Below are 21,964 nucleotides of genomic sequence, written 5' to 3' on the forward strand. Positions count from 1 at the left end.
AAACCCACCAAAACCTATGTTACAGAATTATTACTGGTGCCAGGCACCAGTAATAATTCTGTAACATTACCACCTAATGTATTTTTTCATATCATTTCTTGCTCAAAATAAAACTATAAAAATACAGTTGACTTTATAAATATACAATTATATAATAATTTTTAACTTAGCAACGAGGTGAAGGATATGAAAGTTGGTATTATTGGTGCGACAGGATATGGCGGTCTTGAACTAATAAGATTACTACATAATCATCCGGAGATCGAAAACATTGACCTATTCACCTCTTCGGATGAAGGAAACAACTTTTCAAATAAATATACACATTTACTGAATATCCATGACGAACCGCTTCTTAAAATAGAGCATGCCAAACTCGCGCACTACGATGTAATTTTCACAAGCACACCATCGGGGATTTCGAGAGAGTTGCTCCCATCTTTAATAGGGAAAGGTCCGAAACTCATCGATTTGTCAGGCGACTTCCGTCTAAAAGACCCAGCTCAATACGAACATTGGTACAAAAAAACTCCTGCACCAACTCAAGCACTAGAAAAAAGTGTATACGGTTTAACCGAATGGAACAGGAAGGCGATAGAACACGCAACCATAATCGCAAACCCTGGTTGCTATCCGACCGCTGTTTTGCTCTCGCTACTCCCGCTTATCAAAGAAAACTTAATTGATGCAACACAACTCATCATCGACGCCAAAAGTGGCATCTCAGGAGCAGGAAATAAACCAACACAAATGACCCATTTCAGTGAAACGAATGAAAACACCGCCATCTACAAATTACATCAACACCAACATATACCAGAAATTGAGCAAGCAATCGAAACCTTTACAAACCAATCAACGCTTATCACATTCACGACTCATCTCGTGCCGATGACAAGAGGGATTCTCACGACGAGCTATGCTCACGTAAACGAAGGAATAACCGAAAAACATCTCACAAACGCATTACAAGACACATACGCTAATCAACCATTCGTCCGGATCATCGAACAAACCGACAAATTCGGAACAAACCAAGTATACGGCTCCAACTTCTGCGACATTCACGTTAAGGTAGACCCGCGTACAAACCGAGCAACAATAGTCTCTGTCATTGACAATTTAGTCAAAGGAGCAGCTGGCCAGGCAATTCAAAATATGAACGTTCAATGCAATCTAGATCAAACAACCGGTCTCTCGCTCGTCCCTTTATTCATTTAACTTAGGAGGAATGAACTCTTGTCCACAACCACCATGCCCATGAAACGAATTTCATATAAAAACATTGCTTCACCAAAAGGCTTCCAAGCAACTGGCATTCATTGCGGCCTAAAGCACAAGAAAAAGGACCTCGCCCTTCTTATCAGTGAAGTACCAGCTAGCGTTGCAGGTGTTTTCACAACAAACGCCATCAAAGCCGCGCCACTTCTAGTCACAAAAGACGTCGTATACCAAACCGGCAAAATGCAAGCAATCATCATCAATGCTGGAAACGCCAATGCATGCACTGGAAAACAAGGGATGACTGACGCATACGCGATGCAAAAGTTAACAGCAGAAAAATTTGGAATCGCCAACAATTTAGTGGGTGTCGCTTCCACAGGCGTCATCGGCGAAATCATGAAAATGGAACCTGTAACAAATGGTATCCAACAATTAGAACCTATCGACGAGTTAGAAGGGGCTATTTCTTTCTCTCAAGCAATCATGACAACGGACACTGTAACGAAAAACACGTCTTATCAAACGATAATCGATGGAAAAGAGGTAATCATCGCAGGAACTGCAAAAGGCTCTGGAATGATTGAACCGAACATGGCGACGATGCTTGGATTTATTACAACAGACGCAAACATTGAGTCCAGCCATCTTCAAACGGCCCTAACATCCATCACTGACATAACATTCAACGCAATTACGGTTGACGGTGACACATCCACTAACGATATGGTGATCGTTATGGCAAACGGTTTGGCAGAAAATAAAACACTGACACCTGACCACCCAGATTGGGAAGATTTCATCCAAACACTCCACGCCGTAGCTCAAGATCTTGCTAAAATGATTGCAAAAGATGGAGAAGGCGCAACGAAATTAATTGAAGTGGAAGTAAAGGGAGCTATTTCCAATGCAGAAGCCCGCAAAATCGCGAAAACAGTCGTAGGCTCACCACTTGTGAAAACAGCCGTTTTTGGCAATGACGCGAATTGGGGCAGAATTATTGCAGCGGTCGGCTATAGCGGCGCAACCCTTGATCCATACGCAATCACAATTCATATTGGTGTAACAAAGGTTGTGGAAAATGGGGAACCAGTACCTTTCTCAGAAAAAGATTTAATCGTCTACTTAAAACAGCCAGAAGTTAAAATTTTTGTAGATATTCATCAAGGTAACGGCCAAGGAACTGCATGGGGGTGCGATTTGACATATGACTACGTTCAAATCAATGCAACATACCGCTCCTAAACGCATCGTCATCAAGCTAGGGGGAAGTATGCTCGAACGTCTGAATGAAAACTTTTTCACCAATTTCAAGAAACTTCAAGCTGCTGGCAATGAACTCATCATCGTCCACGGTGGAGGCCCTGCAATCAATGAAGCGCTAGCCAAAAATAACATCACTTCGACCACTGTAAACGGCATCCGCGTAACATCTGCAGAAGCAGTCGGTATCGTCCAGTCGACACTCATCGGCAAAGTTAATCCCGCTCTCGTTTATGAGCTGAATAAAAGTGGCATTGCTGCAATCGGCTTAAACGGCTACGACAGCAAGTTATTACAATGCACTATATTGCATAAAGAAACATACGGCTTCGTCGGGGAAATAAAAAAAGTGAATAGCTCACTACTAAAAACACTACTCGCGAATGGCATCACGCCAGTCATCTCTAGTATTAGCTGCACCGAAGAAGGTACGCCACTAAACATCAACGCCGACACCGTAGCGAGCGAAATTGCTCTAGCGATAAAAGCAGAAAGTCTGCAATTTGTAACAGACATCCCAGGCATCCAAATCAAAGGGGAAGTACAACAAATTGCCACCCCTTCTGCAATCTCAGATTGGATGGTATCAGGTGACGTCTACGGAGGTATGATACCAAAAGTAACTGCTGCACTAGATTGCTTAGAAGCCGGAATTCCATCTGTCCAAATAGTTGGAGATCAACTAGAAGGAACAACCATTATTCAGCAGGAGGTAATCGTATGAGCACTTTATTCCCAAATTACGCACGCCGTCCGGTCCATTTAGTGGAAGGAAAAGGCACAATCGTAACGGATAACAATGGAAAAGAGTATCTCGATTTCACAAGTGGAATCGCCGTACTCAGCCTTGGCCATGCACATCCAGCGATAGTAGAAGCAATCCAGCGCCAAAGCGAAAAACTTTGGCACACATCAAATCTATTCGAAAGTCCAGAACAAGAAAAACTTGCTTCATCCCTAATAAAAGAGACGCATTTTGCTCACGCATTTTTCTGCAATAGTGGAGCAGAAGCGAATGAAGCAGCCATAAAGCTCGCACGCAAACATACCGGCAAGCATGTTATCATCACATTTGAAAACTCATTTCACGGTCGCACATTTGGAGCCATGTCCGCAACAGGCCAAGAAAAAGTACGCAACGGATTCGGCCCGCTTCTCGAAACCTTCCGAACTGTTCCATTCAATGATATCGAAAAATTAGGGGCAGCAATCGACGAGAGTGTAGGGGCAATCATGCTCGAAATTATCCAAGGAGAGGGAGGGGTCAACCAAATAACACCAGCATTCACACGAGCTATTGCTGATATATGCAAATCAAAAGGAATCCTACTAATCGTCGACGAAGTCCAAACAGGCATCGGCCGCACTGGAACCCGCTACGCATTCGAGCAAACCGTACTCCAACCAGACATCATAACGCTCGCAAAAGGACTTGGCGGTGGCTTTCCCATCGGCGCAATGCTTGGCACAAGTGAACTACATGACACATTCGGCCCAGGAACACACGGCACAACATTCGGCGGAAACCCACTAGCAGTCGCCGTCGCACAAGCAGTTCTAGATAATATATTCACTAACGAATTTTTATTCGCAATCAATGAAAAATCGTCTTACTTTATGGATAAACTAAAAGAAGCATTACCAGCATACAAAATCGTAGGATCCGGCTTAATACTCGGCATTATCTGTCCAGACGAAGTCGCTCCATACATAACTCAAGCCGAACAAGCCGGCCTACTACTAGTCGCCGCAGGACCAAACGTCATCCGTCTCCTGCCGCCACTAACCGTCACAACCCAAGAAATCAACCAAGCCATCAACATTATTGCAAGTATATTAAGGGTGCCGAGTATGTTACAGGTGCCAGGCACCCGTAACATTATATAGAAGAAACCCACTTGAATTAAAGCGCTCAGCGAACCGCTATTCAAAACCCAGGACCCACCTTCAAGGCGGGTCCTTTATTTCAGGTGCCAGGCACCTGTAATATTCCCGTAATATTTCATCCGAAAAAAGGCTGTTCAAGTCCAGCTTCCCCCTCGAACACTACAAACTAACCATCAAATAAGACTAAATACCTAACACCCCCGAAAAATCTCATTGCATTCACTCCGAATTATGGTACAATTTAGAAAAATTCAAACTTAATCGCTTCTCAACAATCGATGAAAAGGGGTAAGCACTTGTTAACTTGGCACAAAGAAATTATCATTCCAACAGCAATTGACCGAGTATGGAATCTCTTTGAATTGGATCAAATTCAAAGAATTATGCCAAACGTCGTCAAGCATAAACCGTTAGAAATAAAAGAAGAAGTTATCGGTTCAACATACGAACAAACCTATCGAGAAGGCAAAAGAACCGAAACGTATATCGTGACGGATATCGAATATGAAAATACCAAACAAAAGAAACATAAAAAAGTAGAGTTTGCATTAGCAAAAGCGTTTAAAATCCAAACAGCATTTACCCTCATCAAACTAGATGATAAATCCACGAAATTTATTTATACTGGCCAGAATGAAGGATTAAATCTGATGGGAAAAACGTTCATCAAACTAGGTTCAAAGAAGAGAAACGATAAAGTAGTAGACGCGTTTGTCGAATTGGTTCGTTCAGAAGCACTTAAAGATTCATAATTTAGGAGGATTTACATGACGATTGACTGGGGTAACTTGAATTACGTAGCTATAATTATAGGTGGATTCTTATACATGATTTACGGTACAATCTATTATTCAATCTTATTATCAAATAAAAAAGGACAACAAACGAAAGGGCCGATAAAATACATTTATTCGGTCATCATTGCATTCATCAGTTCATTTCTTGTAGCCATTCTAATCAATACAACGGGAGCAGAAACCCTTCTTCAAGGTGCACTAATCGGCTTCATCATCGGAATTATCATTAAAATGGTCTATGTAAAAAATGCATTGTTTGGTCTCATCTCTATGAAATCAACAATAATCGCGATTTGCGATCACGTCATCATCTTTACTTTACTCGGCGCTCTTCACGGCTGGTTATCTTAACAAATCAAAAAGCCCTTTGAGTCTATCAAAGGGCCATTTTTATGCAAATAAAATTACTACCAAAATCCAAAATTTAAGAACCACCCAACAAACCCCTAAAAGCTATGCGTCATCGCCCAAATCGCCACAGCGTCCACTTTACCAGTATTCATAAACCGGTGTGGCAGCGAGCTATCAAAGTAAATACTATCGCCTTCATAAATCATATGCGTCTCACCCTCGACCTCAATACGTATGCTACCACACAGCATAATCCCGCATTCCTCACCCGAATGATACATAAACGGTGTATCTAATTCCTCACCGGGCTCGACGACCATCTTGAAAAAGCTCATTTGCTTCCCTGTGCCAGGAGATAACAATTGATAACTTACATTCGGCCGAACACGTTTAATCAGTTTCTCCTCGCCAGACCGGCAAATCGTCACAGCATTTGATTCTTCTGGTTCAAAAAAGGAAAACACTGGAACCTTCAAACTATGACTTAACTTCCAAAGGGTTTCCAACGAAGGGGACACTTGACCTCGCTCTATTTGTGAAATCATACTTTGGCTGACTCCGGTAAGTTTAGCAAGCTCATCTGATGTTAAGCCTTGTAGCCTACGTAAATATCTGACTCGCTTGCCGACTTCTTCTTTAGGAAATTCCATAAAAAACACCCCTTTGAATAAAAATACAATTAGCAGAATAATTAAACACATTATAATTACTTACTAAGTAATAATATAATCAAATTTAATCAATGTCTACCAATTAATTCAATATTAATTTAAATAGAGTCAATAATAAAAATATTATGTACAATTATTTTTTATGTAGACACGTGAATAATAATAACTTATACTCTTAATAATTCAGTAGTTTCATAAAGGGGACTAAGGAAAACAAAAAAATGGGGGTAAATGTTCATGAAATTGAGAAAATGGTTAGCAGCACTATTAATGATTACCGTTTTAATGGTTGCAGGATGTAGCAATGATTCTGGGGGCGTATCAACAGAAAACTCGACATTACAAAAAGTATTAAAAAATAAAAAATTGGTTATTGGGATGTCTTCTGGGTATTTCCCGTTTGATATGAAAGATCCAAAAGGCGACTTCGTTGGGTATGATGTAGATTTCGCAAACGCACTAGGGAAAGCACTAGGAGTAAAAGTAGAATATAAACAATTTACATTTGATGGTTTAATTCCTGCACTTCAAACAGGAGAAATTGATATGATTTTCGCTGGTATGACAATTCGTGGAGATCGTGCATTAGCAGTAAGTTTTGCAAACCCTTACTTTAAAACAGGTCAAGCAGTAATGTTGCCTTCGTCTGATAAGAAAACAAAAACATGGCAAGAACTTGATGTAAAAGGGAACAAAATTGCGGTAGGTATCGGAACAACTGGTGCCTTACTTGCGAAAGATGTATTCAAAAACGCAGAAGTTCTAGATTTTGAAGATTTCCCAGCTGCAGCAGCGGCTCTAGGTCTAGGTAAAGCAAATGCAGTTGTATATGACGAGCCTGCAATCGCAGTTTGGAACCTTAAAAATGCTGGCCAAGTTCAAGAGTTAGAAGGATTAATTTCTTCTGAAAACCTTGGTATCGCTGTGAAGAAAAATGATTTCGAAACAGTACAATGGATTAACTCATTCCTAAACAGCTATATTGAAAGTCCATCGGAATTAGCTTCTCGTCACAAATGGTTTGAAACTTCTGATTGGTTAAGTGAAGTAGTAGAAGAATAGGCACTCTGACAACTTAGAGGGGGATTAAATATGACTTATGACTGGAGTGTAATCCCGCGTAATATGGACGTCTTTATCTATGGGGCGCTTAAAACACTGGAAATTTCGGCGTTAGCAATTCTTATTGCGATTCCAATAGGTATTATCTTTGGCTTGGGACGTATCTCGAAAAATAAATTTTTTAAATTAATATCTTCTGTTTATGTAGAAATTATTCGCGGCGTGCCGCTGCTTGTACTACTTCTTTGGATATTCTTTGTACTAGGACAATTCTTCAGCCTAGGTTCTTTCTGGGGGGCTATAGTAGGACTTGCGATATTTGCAGGTGCATTTATAGCTGAAATCGTACGTACTGGAATTCAAGCGGTACCGAGAGGACAAATGGAAGCGGCACGATCACTTGGAATGTCCCATGGAAAAGCGATGACACATATTATATTGCCGCAAGCATTTAGACGCGTATTGCCGCCACTTGCATCCCAATTTATTATGTTAATTAAAGATTCATCGCTCATATCCGTAATAGCGGCTGGAGAATTAACGCTAGCTGCAAAAAACTTAGTGGCAACATCATTCCGTTCAATCGAAGTATGGACATTTGTTGCGCTAATCTATTTCCTCATGACATTCAGCTTATCGCTAATCATTCGATACTTCGAAAAACGATTACTGAAGAGTGAAGCATAACGTTAAGGAGGGTGTACCCAAATGATATCTATTAAAAATGTCAATAAAAGCTTCGGCGACCACCACGTCCTAACCGACGTTTCGCTCGAAATACCAAAATCGAATGTTGTCGCATTAATTGGACCAAGTGGAGCAGGGAAATCCACACTCATTCGGACAATCAATGCATTAGAACCAATCGACAACGGAGAAATCACAGTCGATGGAATATCCATCCATGACAAAAAAACGGACATCAACGTAGCACGTACAAATATCGGTTTCGTATTCCAAAGTTTCAACCTATTTCCGTTCTTAACGGCACTAGAAAATGTCACAATGGCACCAATGAAAGTAAAAGGACTAAGCAAAGAAGCAGCTGAAAAAAGAGGGAAAGAACTACTCGTTTCCCTTGGATTAGGTGACAAATTCGATGCCTACCCTAGCCGACTTTCTGGTGGTCAGCAACAACGTGTAGCTATAGCGCGTGCACTAGCAATGGATCCAACCGTCATGCTATTTGACGAACCGACATCCGCACTCGACCCAGAAATGGTAACCGAAGTGCTCGATGCCATTCGAAAACTAGCAAAAGACGGCATGACCATGGTCGTCGTAACACACGAAATGGGCTTCGCCAAAGAAATATGCGACGAAATCGTATTCATGGCAGAAGGCAAAATAGTCGAACGCGCAGCGCCATCGAAATTCTTCACAAACCCAGACACACAACGCGCCCAAGACTTCCTATCCAAAGTCCTAAACCACTAGAGAAATCTAGTGGTTTTTCTTATGTCCACTATCTTTTCCCCACTTTCTCCGCTCGCTTTCATCTCTCGCTTTCTACGATGTTGCGGGAATGTTACTGGTGCCTAGAATCAGTAACGCAAATGTAATATTTCTTTTCAAACAAAAAAACACGCCTTACAATCGAGGCGTAATTTTTTTGTTGCTATTATATTAGAAGTAATATTGGCGAATTAAGGAATATTAACTCATAAAATTAATAAGGCCCTCAATCTGCTCGATAGGTATAACTGTTAATTGACTAATAGTTTCTAGAAATGCTCCATTTTTGCTCATATTCATAATGACCTTAGAAATTCCATTTTCAATTCCTTTTTCAATACCTTCTTCTAGAATATCTAACATAGATAGTTTGTCTTCTTCATACTCCCGACCCATCTCGGTATTCTCAAATTTAATATCCTTGATCCCATCAGCACCTGTCCGCTTCAAAATAGAATTGAGAAAAACAATGGTAATTTCCTTATTCTTTTCACTTCCAAACAACTGCTTAAAGGCATAATCCACCTTCAAATCAAGCAAACCATTTAGTAAAACTGGTTTAAAACCCTTTGGATGCACTTTTCTTGCACAGTACTGTTCTTCATCCTCTTTTACTGAATAAACAAGCTTCACACCGTCCTTTTAACCATTTATAGAACATGTATTCTTATCAGTCGATTTTATTACCGAGTTAAACTCAGCTGTTCGGACATTATCAAAACAATACCGACAAATCCAATCAATGCAAAAGGCGTATAATGGCCCAGTACAAAGCTAAATGTACCCAGTGTACCGAGTCATAATTTCTGAAGTATCGATTCGAATGATTGTTGAATTATTAGGAGATCGAATTTACACAGAATATAAGCAATTCCAAATTGCTTTATTGGGAATAGAGGCAATACTAACGCATGAGGCAATTCACTACATAAACCCAAGCGACTACCACATACTATAAAATACTTCTATATAATATAGAAGAAACCGATAGATTATTTAACATGACAAATTAATTACACCACATACCATTGAGTAATCAAGGTTTAATAGAACAAATGGGTTTAGCGGAATAAAGAGTGGGTTAATGGAACTAAATACAATGACTTTACTACTCTAATGGAAACAAGTTAGTGTGAGGATGCATATTTTGAATCTGAATTTTTGAATGCAAGAGATTAAATGATTTCTACAAATAAAAAAGCAGTCAAAGATAAAATTCGGGCTACACGTTCCACGAATGACTATATGATTGGACTTATTATTGCTTGAGTAGCCTAAAAGTGAAAAACGGCCAAAGGATATAAAAAAATATAGCTACAATATTTGGATAAGCGCAACGATCTCGCATTCCAATTAGTACCTCATGGCCCGCTAATTCAATAACCTTGATCCTGGGCTTTAGTAATATCTCTGTAAAATAAGAAGAGAAGCATCCGAAATTCAGATGCTTCTCTTCTTGAGCGATAAAACGAAGGAAGTAGAAGGCTGCACATTAATAAATGTACAAACAAGTTTACGGCGTTACACGTCTATAAGTAACCTTCTATACTGTAAATCATAACACAAAAAAAAAAAAATGCACGCATTAATTATGAGAAAAAGTAAAAAAAAAAAAGAAATAATATTTGCGCTATTCAAAAGTGGGAAATGAAGAAAAACTATAAATCTAAAATTGGTAAGAATTATTCAGAAAAAAAAGGTGGCGCAAATGGAATTATTCCTGTAATATGGAATATGTAATCGTGTCCTTGGTGCTTCCACAATATCATCCTCAAAATAAACTGGTAATCTTTAAGGATATTAGTTGATTTTAGCATATGAGTTTTGTATACTCATATATTAGTTAGGGTGACGATATTGGACGCTATCAGGCGACCGGTGTTACACACTAAAAAAAATTGCAACACACAAGCGAAGGGAGATCACAAGTTTATGAAGAAAAAAGCTATCAAAATTGCAGCTTCAACTGCAGTAGCAGCTTCAGCATTCGTTGCAGCAGCACCAGCACACCAAGCTGACGCAGCAGTAAACGTAAATCAATTAGTATCAGACGCACAAAATGCAGGTACAGTATTAAAATGGGCTATCTCAGTAGAAGGTTCAGCTGATTTCGTAACTCAACCATTTGCACAATACAATGCAGCTAAAAAATCAATTGCAGCAGCAGAAGCAGCAGCAGCTAAACTTTCAGTTTCTGAAAAATTAAGCGTTGACGCTAAACTTGTAGATGCAAAAATCCAAGTTACTCGTGCTGGATACTACATCGATGCAATTACTTCAAGTAACAAAATTAAAGCTTTAACAACTACACTTGATGCAGCAATCGCATCAGGAGATATTGAAAAAGTAGAAGCTGCTTACCACCCTGCAACAGGTGAGTTCCGTAAACAAGCTAAACTTTTAGACCGTGTATATGGTCAAACAACTCGTGACGAAATCCGTAACGCAGTTAAACCTGCTCTTGAAAAATCAGTAGCTTCAGTTAAAAACGAAGTAACAGTTAACATGCTTGTTAAAGCAGCAGCAGCAGACGTTAAAGCAGGAAAAATTGCAGATGCACATGCGAAACTTGCAGAAGCGCAAGCAATTCTTGATGCAAACAAACTAAAATGGGCAACTGAATTGCAAAAATCAGTTACTGACGCAAAAACTGCAGCACCAGCAATTCCTGGAAATATCACTGTTGATACAGCAGCATTCCACGGTGAAAAAGGCCAAACTTATGCAGTAACTGCTAATATTAAAACTACTACAGGCGCAGCTTACAATGGTGTAGTAGAGGTTTCTTTCGACGGTAAAGGGAAAAATGGAAACGGCGATTTAGCAAATACTTATCAATTTGTAAAAGTAGGCGCAAATACTGTTAATACATCTACTCCAACAACTGTTGATGTTGTTAACGGGCAATTAGTTTTAACTGTTACTAGTGCATCTGAAATCGCAGGTGGAAAAATCAAGTTTAAAACTCTAGCAGCTAATGGTAATGCCATTGATACTCAGTCTTCAGGAACATTGAATTTCTATGATAAAGAAACTGGTACTGCTAACTTAGATTCAAAAGAAGTAAAATATGTTGACGCAGCTAACAATTATTTTGTTACTACTGATCTTAAAAAATATACATTAAGTGCAAACGGAAATGTATTCCAAGATACAAACAATGCAGTTATCACTTTAGATGCATTTAAAGCTAAGTTAGCTGCTGGTGACCTTCTTAGAGGATCTTATAACTACAACGGTGGATCAGTTATTCAACTTTGGGTTCATAAAGTAGCAGAAGCTGAATTCGCGCTAGATCAAGAAGTTAAAGCTGGAACACCTGCTTACCGTGTAGAAGGAAATACAGTTACTTTATCAGGTTCTGGAGAAGCTGGTAAATTAGTTTATATTTACAAAGGAACAGACAATGTAGGTGCTCTTACTCAAGTACAAGTAGGGTCAAATGGTCTATGGTCTACTTCAGTTGCAGTAACAACGGACAACACTATTTTCACTGTTCGTCAAGCAACTTCTGTAAATGAAACTCCTAAAACATATAGCCAAGCAGTTGCTACTGGTGAGACTGAAAAAGTAACAGTTACTCCTGGTAAATTTGTAGCTACAACATCATATGTTGGTGATAATTCAAAATCATTAGCTGGAAAAACAGTAGTATTTGCTTCTACAAAAGATGGAGCAAGTACGGCTGTAGTAGCTTCAAATGCTCAAATTACACTATTAGATGGCGATTTAACACGTGCAACTTATGTTAATGGTGTAAATGGTACTACAATTGTAGAATCAGCTGCTGGTTTTGACATTAAATTTGGTGCACCATCAACTATCTCTGGTGGTAATGGAGTATTAGATGGTCAATTAACTGTTACATCTGTAACTGGAATTACAAATGCATATAAATTACAAGTTAATGCTTCAGGAACTATTTCTGGTTATTAATTAGTAGTTTGAAAGATTTAAAACTGTTTCCCAACTATGTTGGGAAACAGTTTTTTTAGTTTAATAAGCTTTATAATTGATCAAGGACGAGGAATTAGAAAATTATACAGTTCAAGGTAAGGTATATCATTACAGGATACTTTTGTATATAATAGTAATAGGGTGGAAAATGTGAAAAAACTGTAGTAGAAAGGTAGAGAGTAGTTGTATGAAAATTTCAGATACAGCAATACGATATATAGTGTGCGCTATAGTTGCAGTATTACTAATAGGACTTGGATATGCATCATTTGCAAGTAAAAAACAGGATGAACAATTTTTAGCTGACCAAGCAACTTATAATCAATCGCTACAGTATCTTCAGGAGGAGGACTTTGGTCAAGCAATACTACTGTTGCAACAGGTTGAAATAAATAATTCAAATAATGCAATTGTAAAATATTACTTAGGATTAGCACATGCAAATACAGGTGAGTGGAGTAAAGCTACTATGGAGTTTCAAACGGTACTCGATTTGAATCCATATAAGGTTAAAGATGGAGTGTTTATGATACAATTTGCAAATATACTGGTTGATGCAAAAAAACTAGATCAAGCAAAAGTTGTCCTTGAACATTGTCAAACATTACCCAACCCAGGACAAATGCCTGATTACCAGGAACAAATTAATGCATTATTAAAGCGAATCTCAGTGGGTTCATGATAAGGAGTTACTATTGATGAGTTATACTTTACATAGAAATGTACGTATTAAACGTGATGAAAAAGAAGATCAACGTTCACAACAGCGAATAGATAAATGGATTTTTTATATTTTGATTACGGCTATCATTTTTATACCTTTACTTATTGGAGGACATGTAACAGAGGTAGTGAGTCCCCTGATAGCTGATGTTGATCGACTAATATCAGGTGGGCAAATTGATTTTTTTACATTCTATAAGTTTATAGCACTAGTAACTTTAACTATAGCTGCGGTTTGTTTATTTTTGTATAAGTTATTTTTCTTAAATTATTTTTTACCGAAGCGACCAATATTATGGTTTTTTACTATTTTTTTAGTTGCGGTTTTACTTTCGACTATCCTTTCTCCAAATAAGTCAATAGCATTGCTTGGACAATATAACCGTTCAGATGGTGGGATTTCATACATATGCTACATTTTATTAATGTTTGTTGCAATGCACATTAAATATCCTAAAAAAGTAATAGAATATGTGCTTTATTCCTTTTATCCATTAGTTATAGTTAATTTCATTTTAACCACAATGAATTTTACAGGGCATGATGCACTAACTTATAGTCTTGTTAAAAATGCTATGACGGCCTTTTCTCCAGAGATAGTGATTGGAGATAATTCAAAACTGATAGGTACACTTAATCACTGGAACTATATGAGCGGAATGTTTGCTCTAGTTACAGTTATGTACCTTTCATGGATTGTTATTGATACAAACAAATTACGTAGACTAATTAATTTAGTTGCTGCGCTACTTTCATTTACGACTATGTTAATAGGTATGTCATCAAGCGGTTTTGTTACGTTTGTTTGTATTACTCCGTTAGTATTATGGATTGCAATTAGATCAACTAACAAAAAAATGGCATTCATATCCCTAGCTATTTTTTATGTTTTAGCGTTGCCTGTCTTCCATGTATTGTCGGTTAAAGATCCCAAAGTCTGGGATGAGTCAGTGGGATTCTTTCTTCCAGAAAATCCTTACGTTGTTGAACTGCCAAAAGATACTTCGTTAAAAGAGATTAATGATTGGCATGTTTCAAAATTTTTCTTTAGTACTGTATTTGCAGCAGATGCTGCGTTTACATTGCCGGAGTTACCAAAAAATGCGTGGGGACCAGGAACTGGACGTATCTATATTTGGCAGAAAACACTTCAGTTAGTAAGTGAACGGCCTTTGTTTGGCTATGGATTAGATACTCTAATTTATAATTTTCCACACTATGATATTGAAGCGCAAGGGAATTTAAATGAATTAACTATAGTTGATAAACCGCATAATTTATACGTCGGTATTGTTTATGGGACAGGAATAATCGGGTTATTTGGATTTTTGGGTATTGTCTTTAATATAGTTTGGGTTGCATTAAAAAAAATCTTTAGTTACAACAAATTATCATCACTTACCATAGTTTTGTGCGTTACATGGTTAGCATTTTTATTTCAAGCATTATTTAATGACTCTTTGCCCGGAACTACTACGCCAGTTTTTATTATAGGTGGGATAATAATGGGGCTGATTTACAACGACAAAGAAGCTTTGGAGTAACAATATTTAGTCAGTGTTGATTAGTTCTGTAAAATAAATAATATTATTAGAGTGTTTGAATTTTGAATCAACTCTACATTAAATAGATTTGAGTAGGTGGCTTATGTACCAAGGAAAAATACACGAATTAAAGCAAATAGCTAAATTGACAATAGAATTATCTAAAAGTGATTTAAAAAATAGATATGTAGGCTCTATACTAGGAGTTTTGTGGGGATTTATTCAACCTTTAATAACAATTTTGATTTTTTGGTTTGTTTTTCAAGTAGGCTTTAAGTCGATGCCTATTGATGATTTTCCATTTATATTATGGCTATTGTGTGCAATGATACCATGGTTCTTTTTTTCTGATGGATTAAATGGTGCTACGAATTCAATAATAGAAAATAGTTATTTAGTTAAGAAAATGAATTTCAAAGTCGGAATATTACCGATAGTAAAAATACTATCTGCATTTTATATACATATATTTTTTATTGTATTTTTATTTTTTATGTTTTTCATTTACGGGTACGATTTTAGTATTTACAACTTGCAAATAGTGTATTACTTAATAGCTTCAATCTTGCTGTTATTGGGTTTTTCCTACCTAACTTCAAGTCTAGTCATATTTTTAAAAGATATTGGTCATTTTGTAAATATGGTATTACAGTTTTGTTTTTGGATCACTCCAATATTTTGGTCAATAGATATACTTCCGGAGAAATATATATTTTTAATAAAATTAAATCCGATATATTACATTACAGAAGGGTATAGATCCTCCTTAGTATACCACCAATGGTTTTGGGAGAAGCCGAATCTTACTTTATATTTTTGGGCATTTACCTTATTAAATATAATTGTTGGTTTTTATGTATATAGGAAATTAAGAGCACATTTTGCAGACGTATTATAGGAGTAGAAAAATGGAAAATTTCGCAATTGTCGCAAGTAAAGTTACTAAAAAATACAAACTATATGATAAACCTATTGATAGACTAAAAGATTCATTAAGTTTTTCAAAAAAAGAAAGTTATTCAAGAGAATTTTATGCTTTAAATGATATAAACTTTGATATTAAAAAAGGCGAATCCGTTGGTATTATAGGTAAAAATGGATCTGGGAAATCTACATTACTCAAAATAATTACAGGGGTTCTAACTCCAACGTCAGGTTATATAAAAGTGGATGGAAAAATTTCTGCGATTTTGGAATTAGGAGCAGGGTTTAATCCGGATTACACTGGACTTCAGAATATCTTTTTAAGCGGAACAATCATGGGGTATTCAAAAGAGCAAATGGAGAGTAAGATACCAGAGATAATTGAGTTTGCTGATATTGGAGAGTTTATTAATCAACCTGTAAAAAACTATTCCAGTGGTATGTATGTCAGATTAGCGTTTTCGGTAGCCATAAGTGTTGATCCAGATATACTTATCGTGGATGAAGCTTTAAGTGTAGGCGATATTAGATTCCAACAAAAATGCTTAAGAAAAATAGAAGATATGAAGAAAAATAAAACTATCTTATTTGTTTCGCATGACCTCCTACAATTAAAAAAATTCTGTGATAGACTTATTTGGATAAATGAAGGTCATCTACAAGATTCTGGAGACCCAGAGGACATATCCAAGAAGTACCAAGCATTTATGGCAGGGAGTACTTTAGATAATTATGTGGAAGATGAATTAAATGATATACAGACTAAATCTACAGAAATTGATCCGATTGACAAAAGCCTTCAAATGTTTGGAGATAATAAAGCAAAAATACTAGGAATAAGTATGTTTGATGATAAAAAAAATAAGATTTTTCAAACAGAGATGGGCGAAAGAGTAAATATTTCCATAAATGTGAGTTATAAAGAGGTCTTACAGAATCCGATAATTGGATTTAGTGTAAAAGATAGGATTGGTAATATTGTGACTCAAACAAATACATTTGCTATAAAGCAATCTATGACAGATACTTTTGCAAACAAAAATTACATTTATAATTTTGAATTCATAGTACCACCATTAAAAAGAGGTAATTATTCAATTTCACCTGCCGTTGCATCGGGAACTCAACTTGAGCATACACAGCACTGTTGGGTTCATGATGCACTAATAATAAAAGTAGATGATAAGCAAGATCATGATTTAGAGGGGTTTATGGTTCTAGATAACGTATCTTTCGATGCAATACAAAAATAAGGAGAATACAATGGACTTTACTGGAGAAAGATTTATCCCAAATGTTATAGAAGAAGATGATGAAATAAAATCAGAACACTTACAAAGGTATCAATCCATAAAAGATCTGGTAAAAGGGAAAGTTGTATTAGATGCTGCTTGTGGAGAAGGTTATGGTTCGGATATATTGGCAAATCAGGCGCAAAAAATATACGGAATAGATATTGACTCGGAATCAATAAGTCATGCTGAACAAAAATACATTAAACCCAATCTTCAATTCTTAACAGGAAGTATAGATAAACTACCATTCGAGGATAGTTTTTTCGACATTATTATATCTTTTGAAACGATAGAGCATGTTGAAGAATATGTTCAAAATCTTTTTCTAAAAGAAATAAAAAGAGTAATGAAAGAAGATGGAATCTTAATAATCTCTACTCCAAACAAAAAGATATATACTGACGAAAGAAAATACAAAAATCCATTTCATGTAAAAGAATTTTATGAAGAAGAGTTTTATGGATTTTTAAAGCCTCATTTTAATAGTGTTGAATTTTTCTACCAACTAAAAGAAAATGTTCATGTATTGAGTAGAAAAAATGGGACTATATTAAATAATTTAGATTCGGATGCTAATATTGGTGATAACGGTAAATATATAATAGCTATTTGCTCCGATTTAACGGACCAGGAGTATAATATTAACTCAGTAATTATAGAAAACGGGAAATATAAAAAGAGTATTAATAGAATTGTAACACTTCAAGATGAAGTTGAAAGCCGGAACAACCATATAGCCTTTCAAGATAAAGAAATTTTAGAGAAAAATAGTTCAATTAATTTAATCGAAAAAGAAAAAAATGAATATAAAATTCAATTAAATAACATGATTGAAGAATTAGAAGTTGTAAAGAAAAAAGAAAAAAATGAGTATGAAATTCGATTTAATAACATAATTAAAGAGTTAGAAAGTGTAAAAAAAGTAGAAATTGATTCGCTAAAAAATCAAATTATACAAGGCGAAGAACAAAATGAAAACTTAAGAGAAAAAGAAAGAATGTTAAACAATATCTTTGAATCAGATGGTTGGAAAATTCTTTTAAAATACTATAAATGGAGAGATAAAATATTACCTTCTACTGGAAAAAGTAGATTATTTGTTAAGTTGTTCAAAAAGATTATTGTAAATAGAAACTTTAAATTGTTGAATAAAGAAAATGTGAAAAAGTTTATCTACTATACTAAAAATCAAAACTTCTCCATGTTAGAAAGTCGTGTTGACGATTATATTGAGAGAAATACATCTGATGCATCTGAACTTAAACTTGCGATTACACAAATTGAGCAAGAGTATCATCAAATTACTTTTAAAAGGTATCCATCACCAACAGTATCTATTGTTATTCCGGTATACAATCAGTGGGATTACACTTATTCATGTTTAAAATCTATACTCACGAATACAGATCAAGTATCTTATGAAATTATTATTGCAGATGACATGTCAACAGATGAAACAACTAGAATTTCTGAATATGTAGAGAACATTAAGGTAGTTAGAGATGGAGAAAATAGAGGTTTCCTTTTAAATTGTAATAATGCTACAAAGTATGCTGAAGGAAAGTTTATTTTATTCCTCAATAATGACACTCAGGTCCAAGAAGGATGGCTAGATTCGCTAGTCGAATTGATAGAAAGTGATAGCCAAATTGGAATGGTAGGTTCTAAATTAGTTTACCCAGATGGACGACTTCAAGAGGCTGGTGGGATCATTTGGAATGATGCCAGTGGATGGAACTTTGGTAGATTAGATGATCCAGCTAAGTCAGAATATAATTACGTGAAAGAAGTGGACTATATATCTGGTGCAGCAATTATGATTAAAAAAGAACTATGGGAAGATATTGGTGGGTTTGATGAAAGATATGTGCCAGCATATTATGAGGACACAGATTTAGCATTTGAGGTCAGAAAACATGGATACAAAGTGATGTATCAACCAAAATCAGTAGTGGTGCATTTTGAAGGAATATCTCATGGTACCGATGAAAGCAGCAATATTAAGAAATATCAAGGCAAGAATAAAAATGTGTTTGTTAAAAAATGGGAAATTGAATTACAAAACTTTCATTTAATAAATGGAAAAGATGTTTTTTGGGCAAGGGATAGAAGTAGACTTTCGAAAACAATAGTAGTAGTTGACCATTATGTTCCGCACTATGACAAAGATGCAGGTGGAAGATGCACTTTCCAGTATCTAAAGTTATTTAGATCATTAGGGTTTAATGTGATATTCATTGGTGATAATTTTTATCGACACGAGCCATATACTTCCGAACTACAAGCATTAGGGATAGAGGTTTTGTATGGAAATAACTATTCTAAAAATATTGAACAGTGGTTTAAGGAAAATGGAGAATATTTAGACTATGTTTATCTGAATAGACCCCATATAGCTATTAAATATATTGATATGGCAAGAAAACATACTCAAGCAAAAATTATTTACTTTGGGCTTGATTTGCATTATCTAAGAGAACTCAGAAACTATGAAGTAGAAAAAAATGAAGAACTATTAAAGTCATCAAAAGAGTGGAAGAAAATTGAATTTGATTTATTTTCTAAAGCAGATGTGATACATGTAGTAGGCTCTTATGAACAAAATTTGTTGCAACAAGAATTTCCAAATAAAATTATTAGAAATCTACCTTTGTTTATGTTTAATGATGAAGAAATAGATATAGAAAATAAAAGTTTTGATAGTCGAGAAAATATATTATTTGTAGGTGGTTTCAATCATAAGCCTAATTATGATGGTGTACTATGGTTTGTTAATGAAATTTTTCCGAATATACTGAGTGCAAAACCTAATATAAAATTCTACATTGTAGGTTCTAATCCACCTAACGACATAATGGCGCTAAATTCTAAAAATATAATTGTGACGGGTTATGTGACTGAGGAAAAGCTGATGCAATATTATAGCGACTGTAGGATAGTAGTTGTTCCTTTAAGGTATGGAGCTGGTGTAAAAGGTAAAGTAGTTGAGGCGACATCCCATCATGTTCCGATCGTAACAACACCAATAGGATCAGAAGGTTTAATAGATTTTGAGCAGTACTCACTAATTGCAAAGGATAGTGAGGAATTTTCTCGAATGGTTATTGACCTATATGATGATATTGAAATGTGGACCAATCTATCAATGAAATCAAAAGACTATATAAGTAAGTACTTTACAACTAATGCAGCCCTTGAACAGATTAAGTTAGATATTAATTAGACGTGAAAATAAAATCTAGGTAAAATTTTATAGTTTTTTAGAAACGACGATAGAAAGGAAGATTAATAATTGATAAATGTAATATTATGTGGTGGAAATGGTACAAGACTTTGGCCAATATCTCGTACGTTATTTCCGAAACAATTTAGTAAGTTTGGCAACACCTCTTTCTTTCAAGACACAGTTTTAAGAAATTCAAAATTTTCTTCAAAACATCTAATTATCACCAATTTAGACCAACAATTTTTGGCTAAAGATCAATTGAGTGAAATTCAAAATTTTACATCTAGTTATATTTTAGAGCCAATAGGAAGAAATACAGCATCAGCAATAGCCCTAGCTTGTCATAGTTTAGATAGAGATGAAATCATATTAGTTACTCCATCAGACCATCGCATTCAAAATGAACAAGAATATGAAAAAATTATCGATCAAGGAAAAAAATTAGCAGAAGAGGGTTATATAGTTACATTTGGAATTAAGCCTACACATCCAGAGACAGGATATGGATATATTCAAGCAAATAATAACTCGGTAGTTTCATTTAAAGAAAAACCTAATTTAGAAGTTGCTACACAATACATTGATACAGGTAATTATTATTGGAATAGTGGAATGTTTATGTTTAATTCAGGTAAATTCTTAAGTGAGTTAAAGAAATATGCTCCAGAAATATATACTAAAACTAAAGAAGCTTTTGTATCTGCTGAAAAATATGATCAAAACATTGTTATTCAACACGAAAAAATGATGAGTATCCCTGATGTTAGTGTAGATTATGCAGTAATGGAAAAATCCGATTCTATAAAAATAATACCCTCGGATATAGGTTGGTCGGATATGGGAAGCTTTGAATCATTATATGAAAACTTAGATTTACCTAAAGATAATCACGGGAATATTTCAAAAAATAAAAATATTAATGTGAATTCTAAAAAAAACTTAATACTATCAAATAAAACAGTAGCCACAATTGGTATTGAAGATTTAATTATAGTAGATACACCAGATGCATTATTGGTAAGTTCAAAAGGATTTTCCCATGAAGTAAAAGAAGTTGTCAATCAATTGAAGGTTGAAAACCCAAACTTGGTAAATGTTCATTTAACTGCACATCGTCCATGGGGGGTCTACACAATTTTAGAAGAAGGTCCTAGCTATAAAATTAAAAAAATAATTGTTAGTCCTGGAAAAAAACTTTCACTACAAAAACATCATCATCGAAATGAACACTGGGTTGTTGTTAGTGGTACGGCAAATGTGACTATAGGTGAAAATGAATTTATCGTAAGACCTAACGAATCAACTTATATAAAAATGGGAGAAGTGCATCGTCTACAAAATTCAGGAAAAATAGATTTAGTACTAATTGAGGTTCAAGTGGGAGAATATTTGGAAGAAGATGATATTTTTCGTATTGAAGATGATTTCAATAGAGATTAAATAATATCAAGCTGAAAAGGAAATACAACTTCTTGGTGCTCTTTTTTACTTCTTTAATATTACATAGATCAAAAAGGCTTATTATCACTAGATTAGATAGGGCATTTATGATAGTAAGTACTGTTAAAGAAAACAGGTGTTTAATAGT

Annotated in this window: 18 protein-coding genes; 16 read left to right on the forward strand and 2 right to left on the reverse strand. The window is 35.6% G+C overall.

What is annotated here, in order from left to right:
- The first annotated feature begins 186 nt into the window (after positions 1-186).
- The 6 genes from argC to PB01_RS03595 all read left to right on the forward strand — a co-directional run bounded on the left by argC (position 187) and on the right by PB01_RS03595 (position 5,519).
- On the forward strand, positions 187-1,221 hold the full coding sequence (gene argC, locus PB01_RS03570) for an N-acetyl-gamma-glutamyl-phosphate reductase (protein WP_151698917.1): 1,035 nt from the start codon (positions 187-189) through the stop codon (positions 1,219-1,221).
- 33 nt (positions 1,222-1,254) lie between these two features.
- Complete coding sequence (gene argJ, locus PB01_RS03575) at positions 1,255-2,466, forward strand: bifunctional glutamate N-acetyltransferase/amino-acid acetyltransferase ArgJ (RefSeq protein ID WP_151701947.1); 1,212 nt, start codon at positions 1,255-1,257, stop codon at positions 2,464-2,466.
- Entirely contained in the window at positions 2,429-3,208 is a 780-nt protein-coding gene (gene argB, locus PB01_RS03580) for an acetylglutamate kinase (protein ID WP_151698918.1), read from the forward strand. Before argJ ends, argB begins: the two co-directional genes overlap by 38 nt.
- Positions 3,205-4,371 carry an acetylornithine transaminase gene (locus PB01_RS03585; RefSeq protein ID WP_151698919.1) on the forward strand — a complete coding sequence of 389 codons (1,167 nt, stop codon included), beginning with the start codon at positions 3,205-3,207 and terminating at the stop codon, positions 4,369-4,371. Before argB ends, PB01_RS03585 begins: the two co-directional genes overlap by 4 nt.
- 296 nt (positions 4,372-4,667) lie before the next feature.
- Entirely contained in the window at positions 4,668-5,123 is a 456-nt protein-coding gene (locus tag PB01_RS03590; protein WP_151698920.1) for an SRPBCC family protein, read from the forward strand.
- Positions 5,124-5,138: 15 nt separating this feature from the next.
- Positions 5,139-5,519, forward strand: a complete 381-nt coding sequence (locus tag PB01_RS03595; protein ID WP_151698921.1) for a DUF1761 domain-containing protein — start codon at positions 5,139-5,141, stop codon at positions 5,517-5,519.
- A gap of 95 nt (positions 5,520-5,614) precedes the next feature.
- On the opposite strand, the gene PB01_RS03600 is transcribed toward PB01_RS03595, so the two are convergent.
- A complete protein-coding gene (locus tag PB01_RS03600; protein WP_151698922.1) occupies positions 5,615-6,169 on the reverse strand; it encodes a helix-turn-helix domain-containing protein in 555 nt (184 codons plus the stop codon).
- A gap of 258 nt (positions 6,170-6,427) precedes the next feature.
- Here PB01_RS03600 and PB01_RS03605 point away from each other — a divergent pair, with 258 nt between their 5' ends.
- The 3 genes from PB01_RS03605 to PB01_RS03615 are packed head-to-tail and all read left to right on the forward strand — an operon-like array spanning position 6,428 to position 8,689.
- Positions 6,428-7,252, forward strand: a complete 825-nt coding sequence (locus tag PB01_RS03605) for a transporter substrate-binding domain-containing protein (protein WP_225986153.1) — start codon at positions 6,428-6,430, stop codon at positions 7,250-7,252.
- Positions 7,253-7,282: 30 nt separating this feature from the next.
- Positions 7,283-7,939: an amino acid ABC transporter permease gene (locus tag PB01_RS03610; protein ID WP_151698923.1), complete on the forward strand. Its 657-nt coding sequence runs from the start codon at positions 7,283-7,285 to the stop codon at positions 7,937-7,939.
- Between the two features lie 21 nt (positions 7,940-7,960).
- Positions 7,961-8,689, forward strand: coding sequence for an amino acid ABC transporter ATP-binding protein (locus PB01_RS03615; protein WP_151698924.1), 729 nt, complete (start codon positions 7,961-7,963; stop codon positions 8,687-8,689).
- 219 nt (positions 8,690-8,908) lie between these two features.
- On the opposite strand, the gene PB01_RS03620 is transcribed toward PB01_RS03615, so the two are convergent.
- Positions 8,909-9,340: a PD-(D/E)XK nuclease family transposase gene (locus PB01_RS03620; RefSeq protein WP_151698925.1), complete on the reverse strand. Its 432-nt coding sequence runs from the start codon at positions 9,338-9,340 to the stop codon at positions 8,909-8,911.
- 1,299 nt (positions 9,341-10,639) lie between these two features.
- Between PB01_RS03620 and PB01_RS03625 the strand changes: the two genes are divergently transcribed.
- From PB01_RS03625 to PB01_RS03655, 7 genes are all read left to right on the forward strand, one after another.
- Positions 10,640-12,643: a hypothetical protein gene (locus PB01_RS03625; RefSeq protein ID WP_151698926.1), complete on the forward strand. Its 2,004-nt coding sequence runs from the start codon at positions 10,640-10,642 to the stop codon at positions 12,641-12,643.
- A 208-nt stretch (positions 12,644-12,851) separates the two neighbouring features.
- Positions 12,852-13,346, forward strand: coding sequence for a tetratricopeptide repeat protein (locus PB01_RS03630; RefSeq protein WP_151698927.1), 495 nt, complete (start codon positions 12,852-12,854; stop codon positions 13,344-13,346).
- 16 nt (positions 13,347-13,362) lie between these two features.
- Positions 13,363-14,931 (forward strand): O-antigen ligase family protein, encoded by a 1,569-nt coding sequence (locus PB01_RS03635; RefSeq protein WP_151698928.1) that lies wholly within the window; start codon positions 13,363-13,365, stop codon positions 14,929-14,931.
- A 103-nt stretch (positions 14,932-15,034) separates the two neighbouring features.
- Positions 15,035-15,829: an ABC transporter permease gene (locus tag PB01_RS03640; protein WP_151701949.1), complete on the forward strand. Its 795-nt coding sequence runs from the start codon at positions 15,035-15,037 to the stop codon at positions 15,827-15,829.
- Between the two features lie 10 nt (positions 15,830-15,839).
- The gene (locus tag PB01_RS03645; RefSeq protein WP_151698929.1) at positions 15,840-17,108 is read left to right on the forward strand and encodes an ABC transporter ATP-binding protein; all 1,269 of its coding nucleotides are present in this window, start codon (positions 15,840-15,842) and stop codon (positions 17,106-17,108) included.
- A gap of 10 nt (positions 17,109-17,118) precedes the next feature.
- A complete protein-coding gene (locus PB01_RS03650; RefSeq protein WP_151698930.1) occupies positions 17,119-20,373 on the forward strand; it encodes a glycosyltransferase in 3,255 nt (1,084 codons plus the stop codon).
- A gap of 69 nt (positions 20,374-20,442) precedes the next feature.
- On the forward strand, positions 20,443-21,816 hold the full coding sequence (locus PB01_RS03655; protein WP_151698931.1) for a mannose-1-phosphate guanylyltransferase/mannose-6-phosphate isomerase: 1,374 nt from the start codon (positions 20,443-20,445) through the stop codon (positions 21,814-21,816).
- The last annotated feature ends 148 nt before the right edge of the window (positions 21,817-21,964 follow it).

The sequence above is a fragment of the Psychrobacillus glaciei genome, from assembly GCF_008973485.1.
GTDB classification, from domain to species: Bacteria; Bacillota; Bacilli; order Bacillales_A; family Planococcaceae; genus Psychrobacillus; species Psychrobacillus glaciei.

Coding starts and splice junctions, on each gene's coding strand:
- PB01_RS03630 (WP_151698927.1), top strand. CDS start 12,852: ATGAAAATTTCAGATACAGCAATACGATATATAGTGTGCGCTATAGTT.
- PB01_RS03605 (WP_225986153.1), top strand. CDS start 6,428: ATGAAATTGAGAAAATGGTTAGCAGCACTATTAATGATTACCGTTTTA.
- PB01_RS03635 (WP_151698928.1), top strand. CDS start 13,363: ATGAGTTATACTTTACATAGAAATGTACGTATTAAACGTGATGAAAAA.
- PB01_RS03640 (WP_151701949.1), top strand. CDS start 15,035: ATGTACCAAGGAAAAATACACGAATTAAAGCAAATAGCTAAATTGACA.
- PB01_RS03585 (WP_151698919.1), top strand. CDS start 3,205: ATGAGCACTTTATTCCCAAATTACGCACGCCGTCCGGTCCATTTAGTG.
- argC (WP_151698917.1), top strand. CDS start 187: ATGAAAGTTGGTATTATTGGTGCGACAGGATATGGCGGTCTTGAACTA.
- PB01_RS03610 (WP_151698923.1), top strand. CDS start 7,283: ATGACTTATGACTGGAGTGTAATCCCGCGTAATATGGACGTCTTTATC.
- PB01_RS03645 (WP_151698929.1), top strand. CDS start 15,840: ATGGAAAATTTCGCAATTGTCGCAAGTAAAGTTACTAAAAAATACAAA.
- argB (WP_151698918.1), top strand. CDS start 2,429: ATGACTACGTTCAAATCAATGCAACATACCGCTCCTAAACGCATCGTC.
- argJ (WP_151701947.1), top strand. CDS start 1,255: ATGCCCATGAAACGAATTTCATATAAAAACATTGCTTCACCAAAAGGC.
- PB01_RS03595 (WP_151698921.1), top strand. CDS start 5,139: ATGACGATTGACTGGGGTAACTTGAATTACGTAGCTATAATTATAGGT.
- PB01_RS03600 (WP_151698922.1), bottom strand. CDS start 6,169: ATGGAATTTCCTAAAGAAGAAGTCGGCAAGCGAGTCAGATATTTACGT.
- PB01_RS03625 (WP_151698926.1), top strand. CDS start 10,640: ATGAAGAAAAAAGCTATCAAAATTGCAGCTTCAACTGCAGTAGCAGCT.
- PB01_RS03650 (WP_151698930.1), top strand. CDS start 17,119: ATGGACTTTACTGGAGAAAGATTTATCCCAAATGTTATAGAAGAAGAT.
- PB01_RS03615 (WP_151698924.1), top strand. CDS start 7,961: ATGATATCTATTAAAAATGTCAATAAAAGCTTCGGCGACCACCACGTC.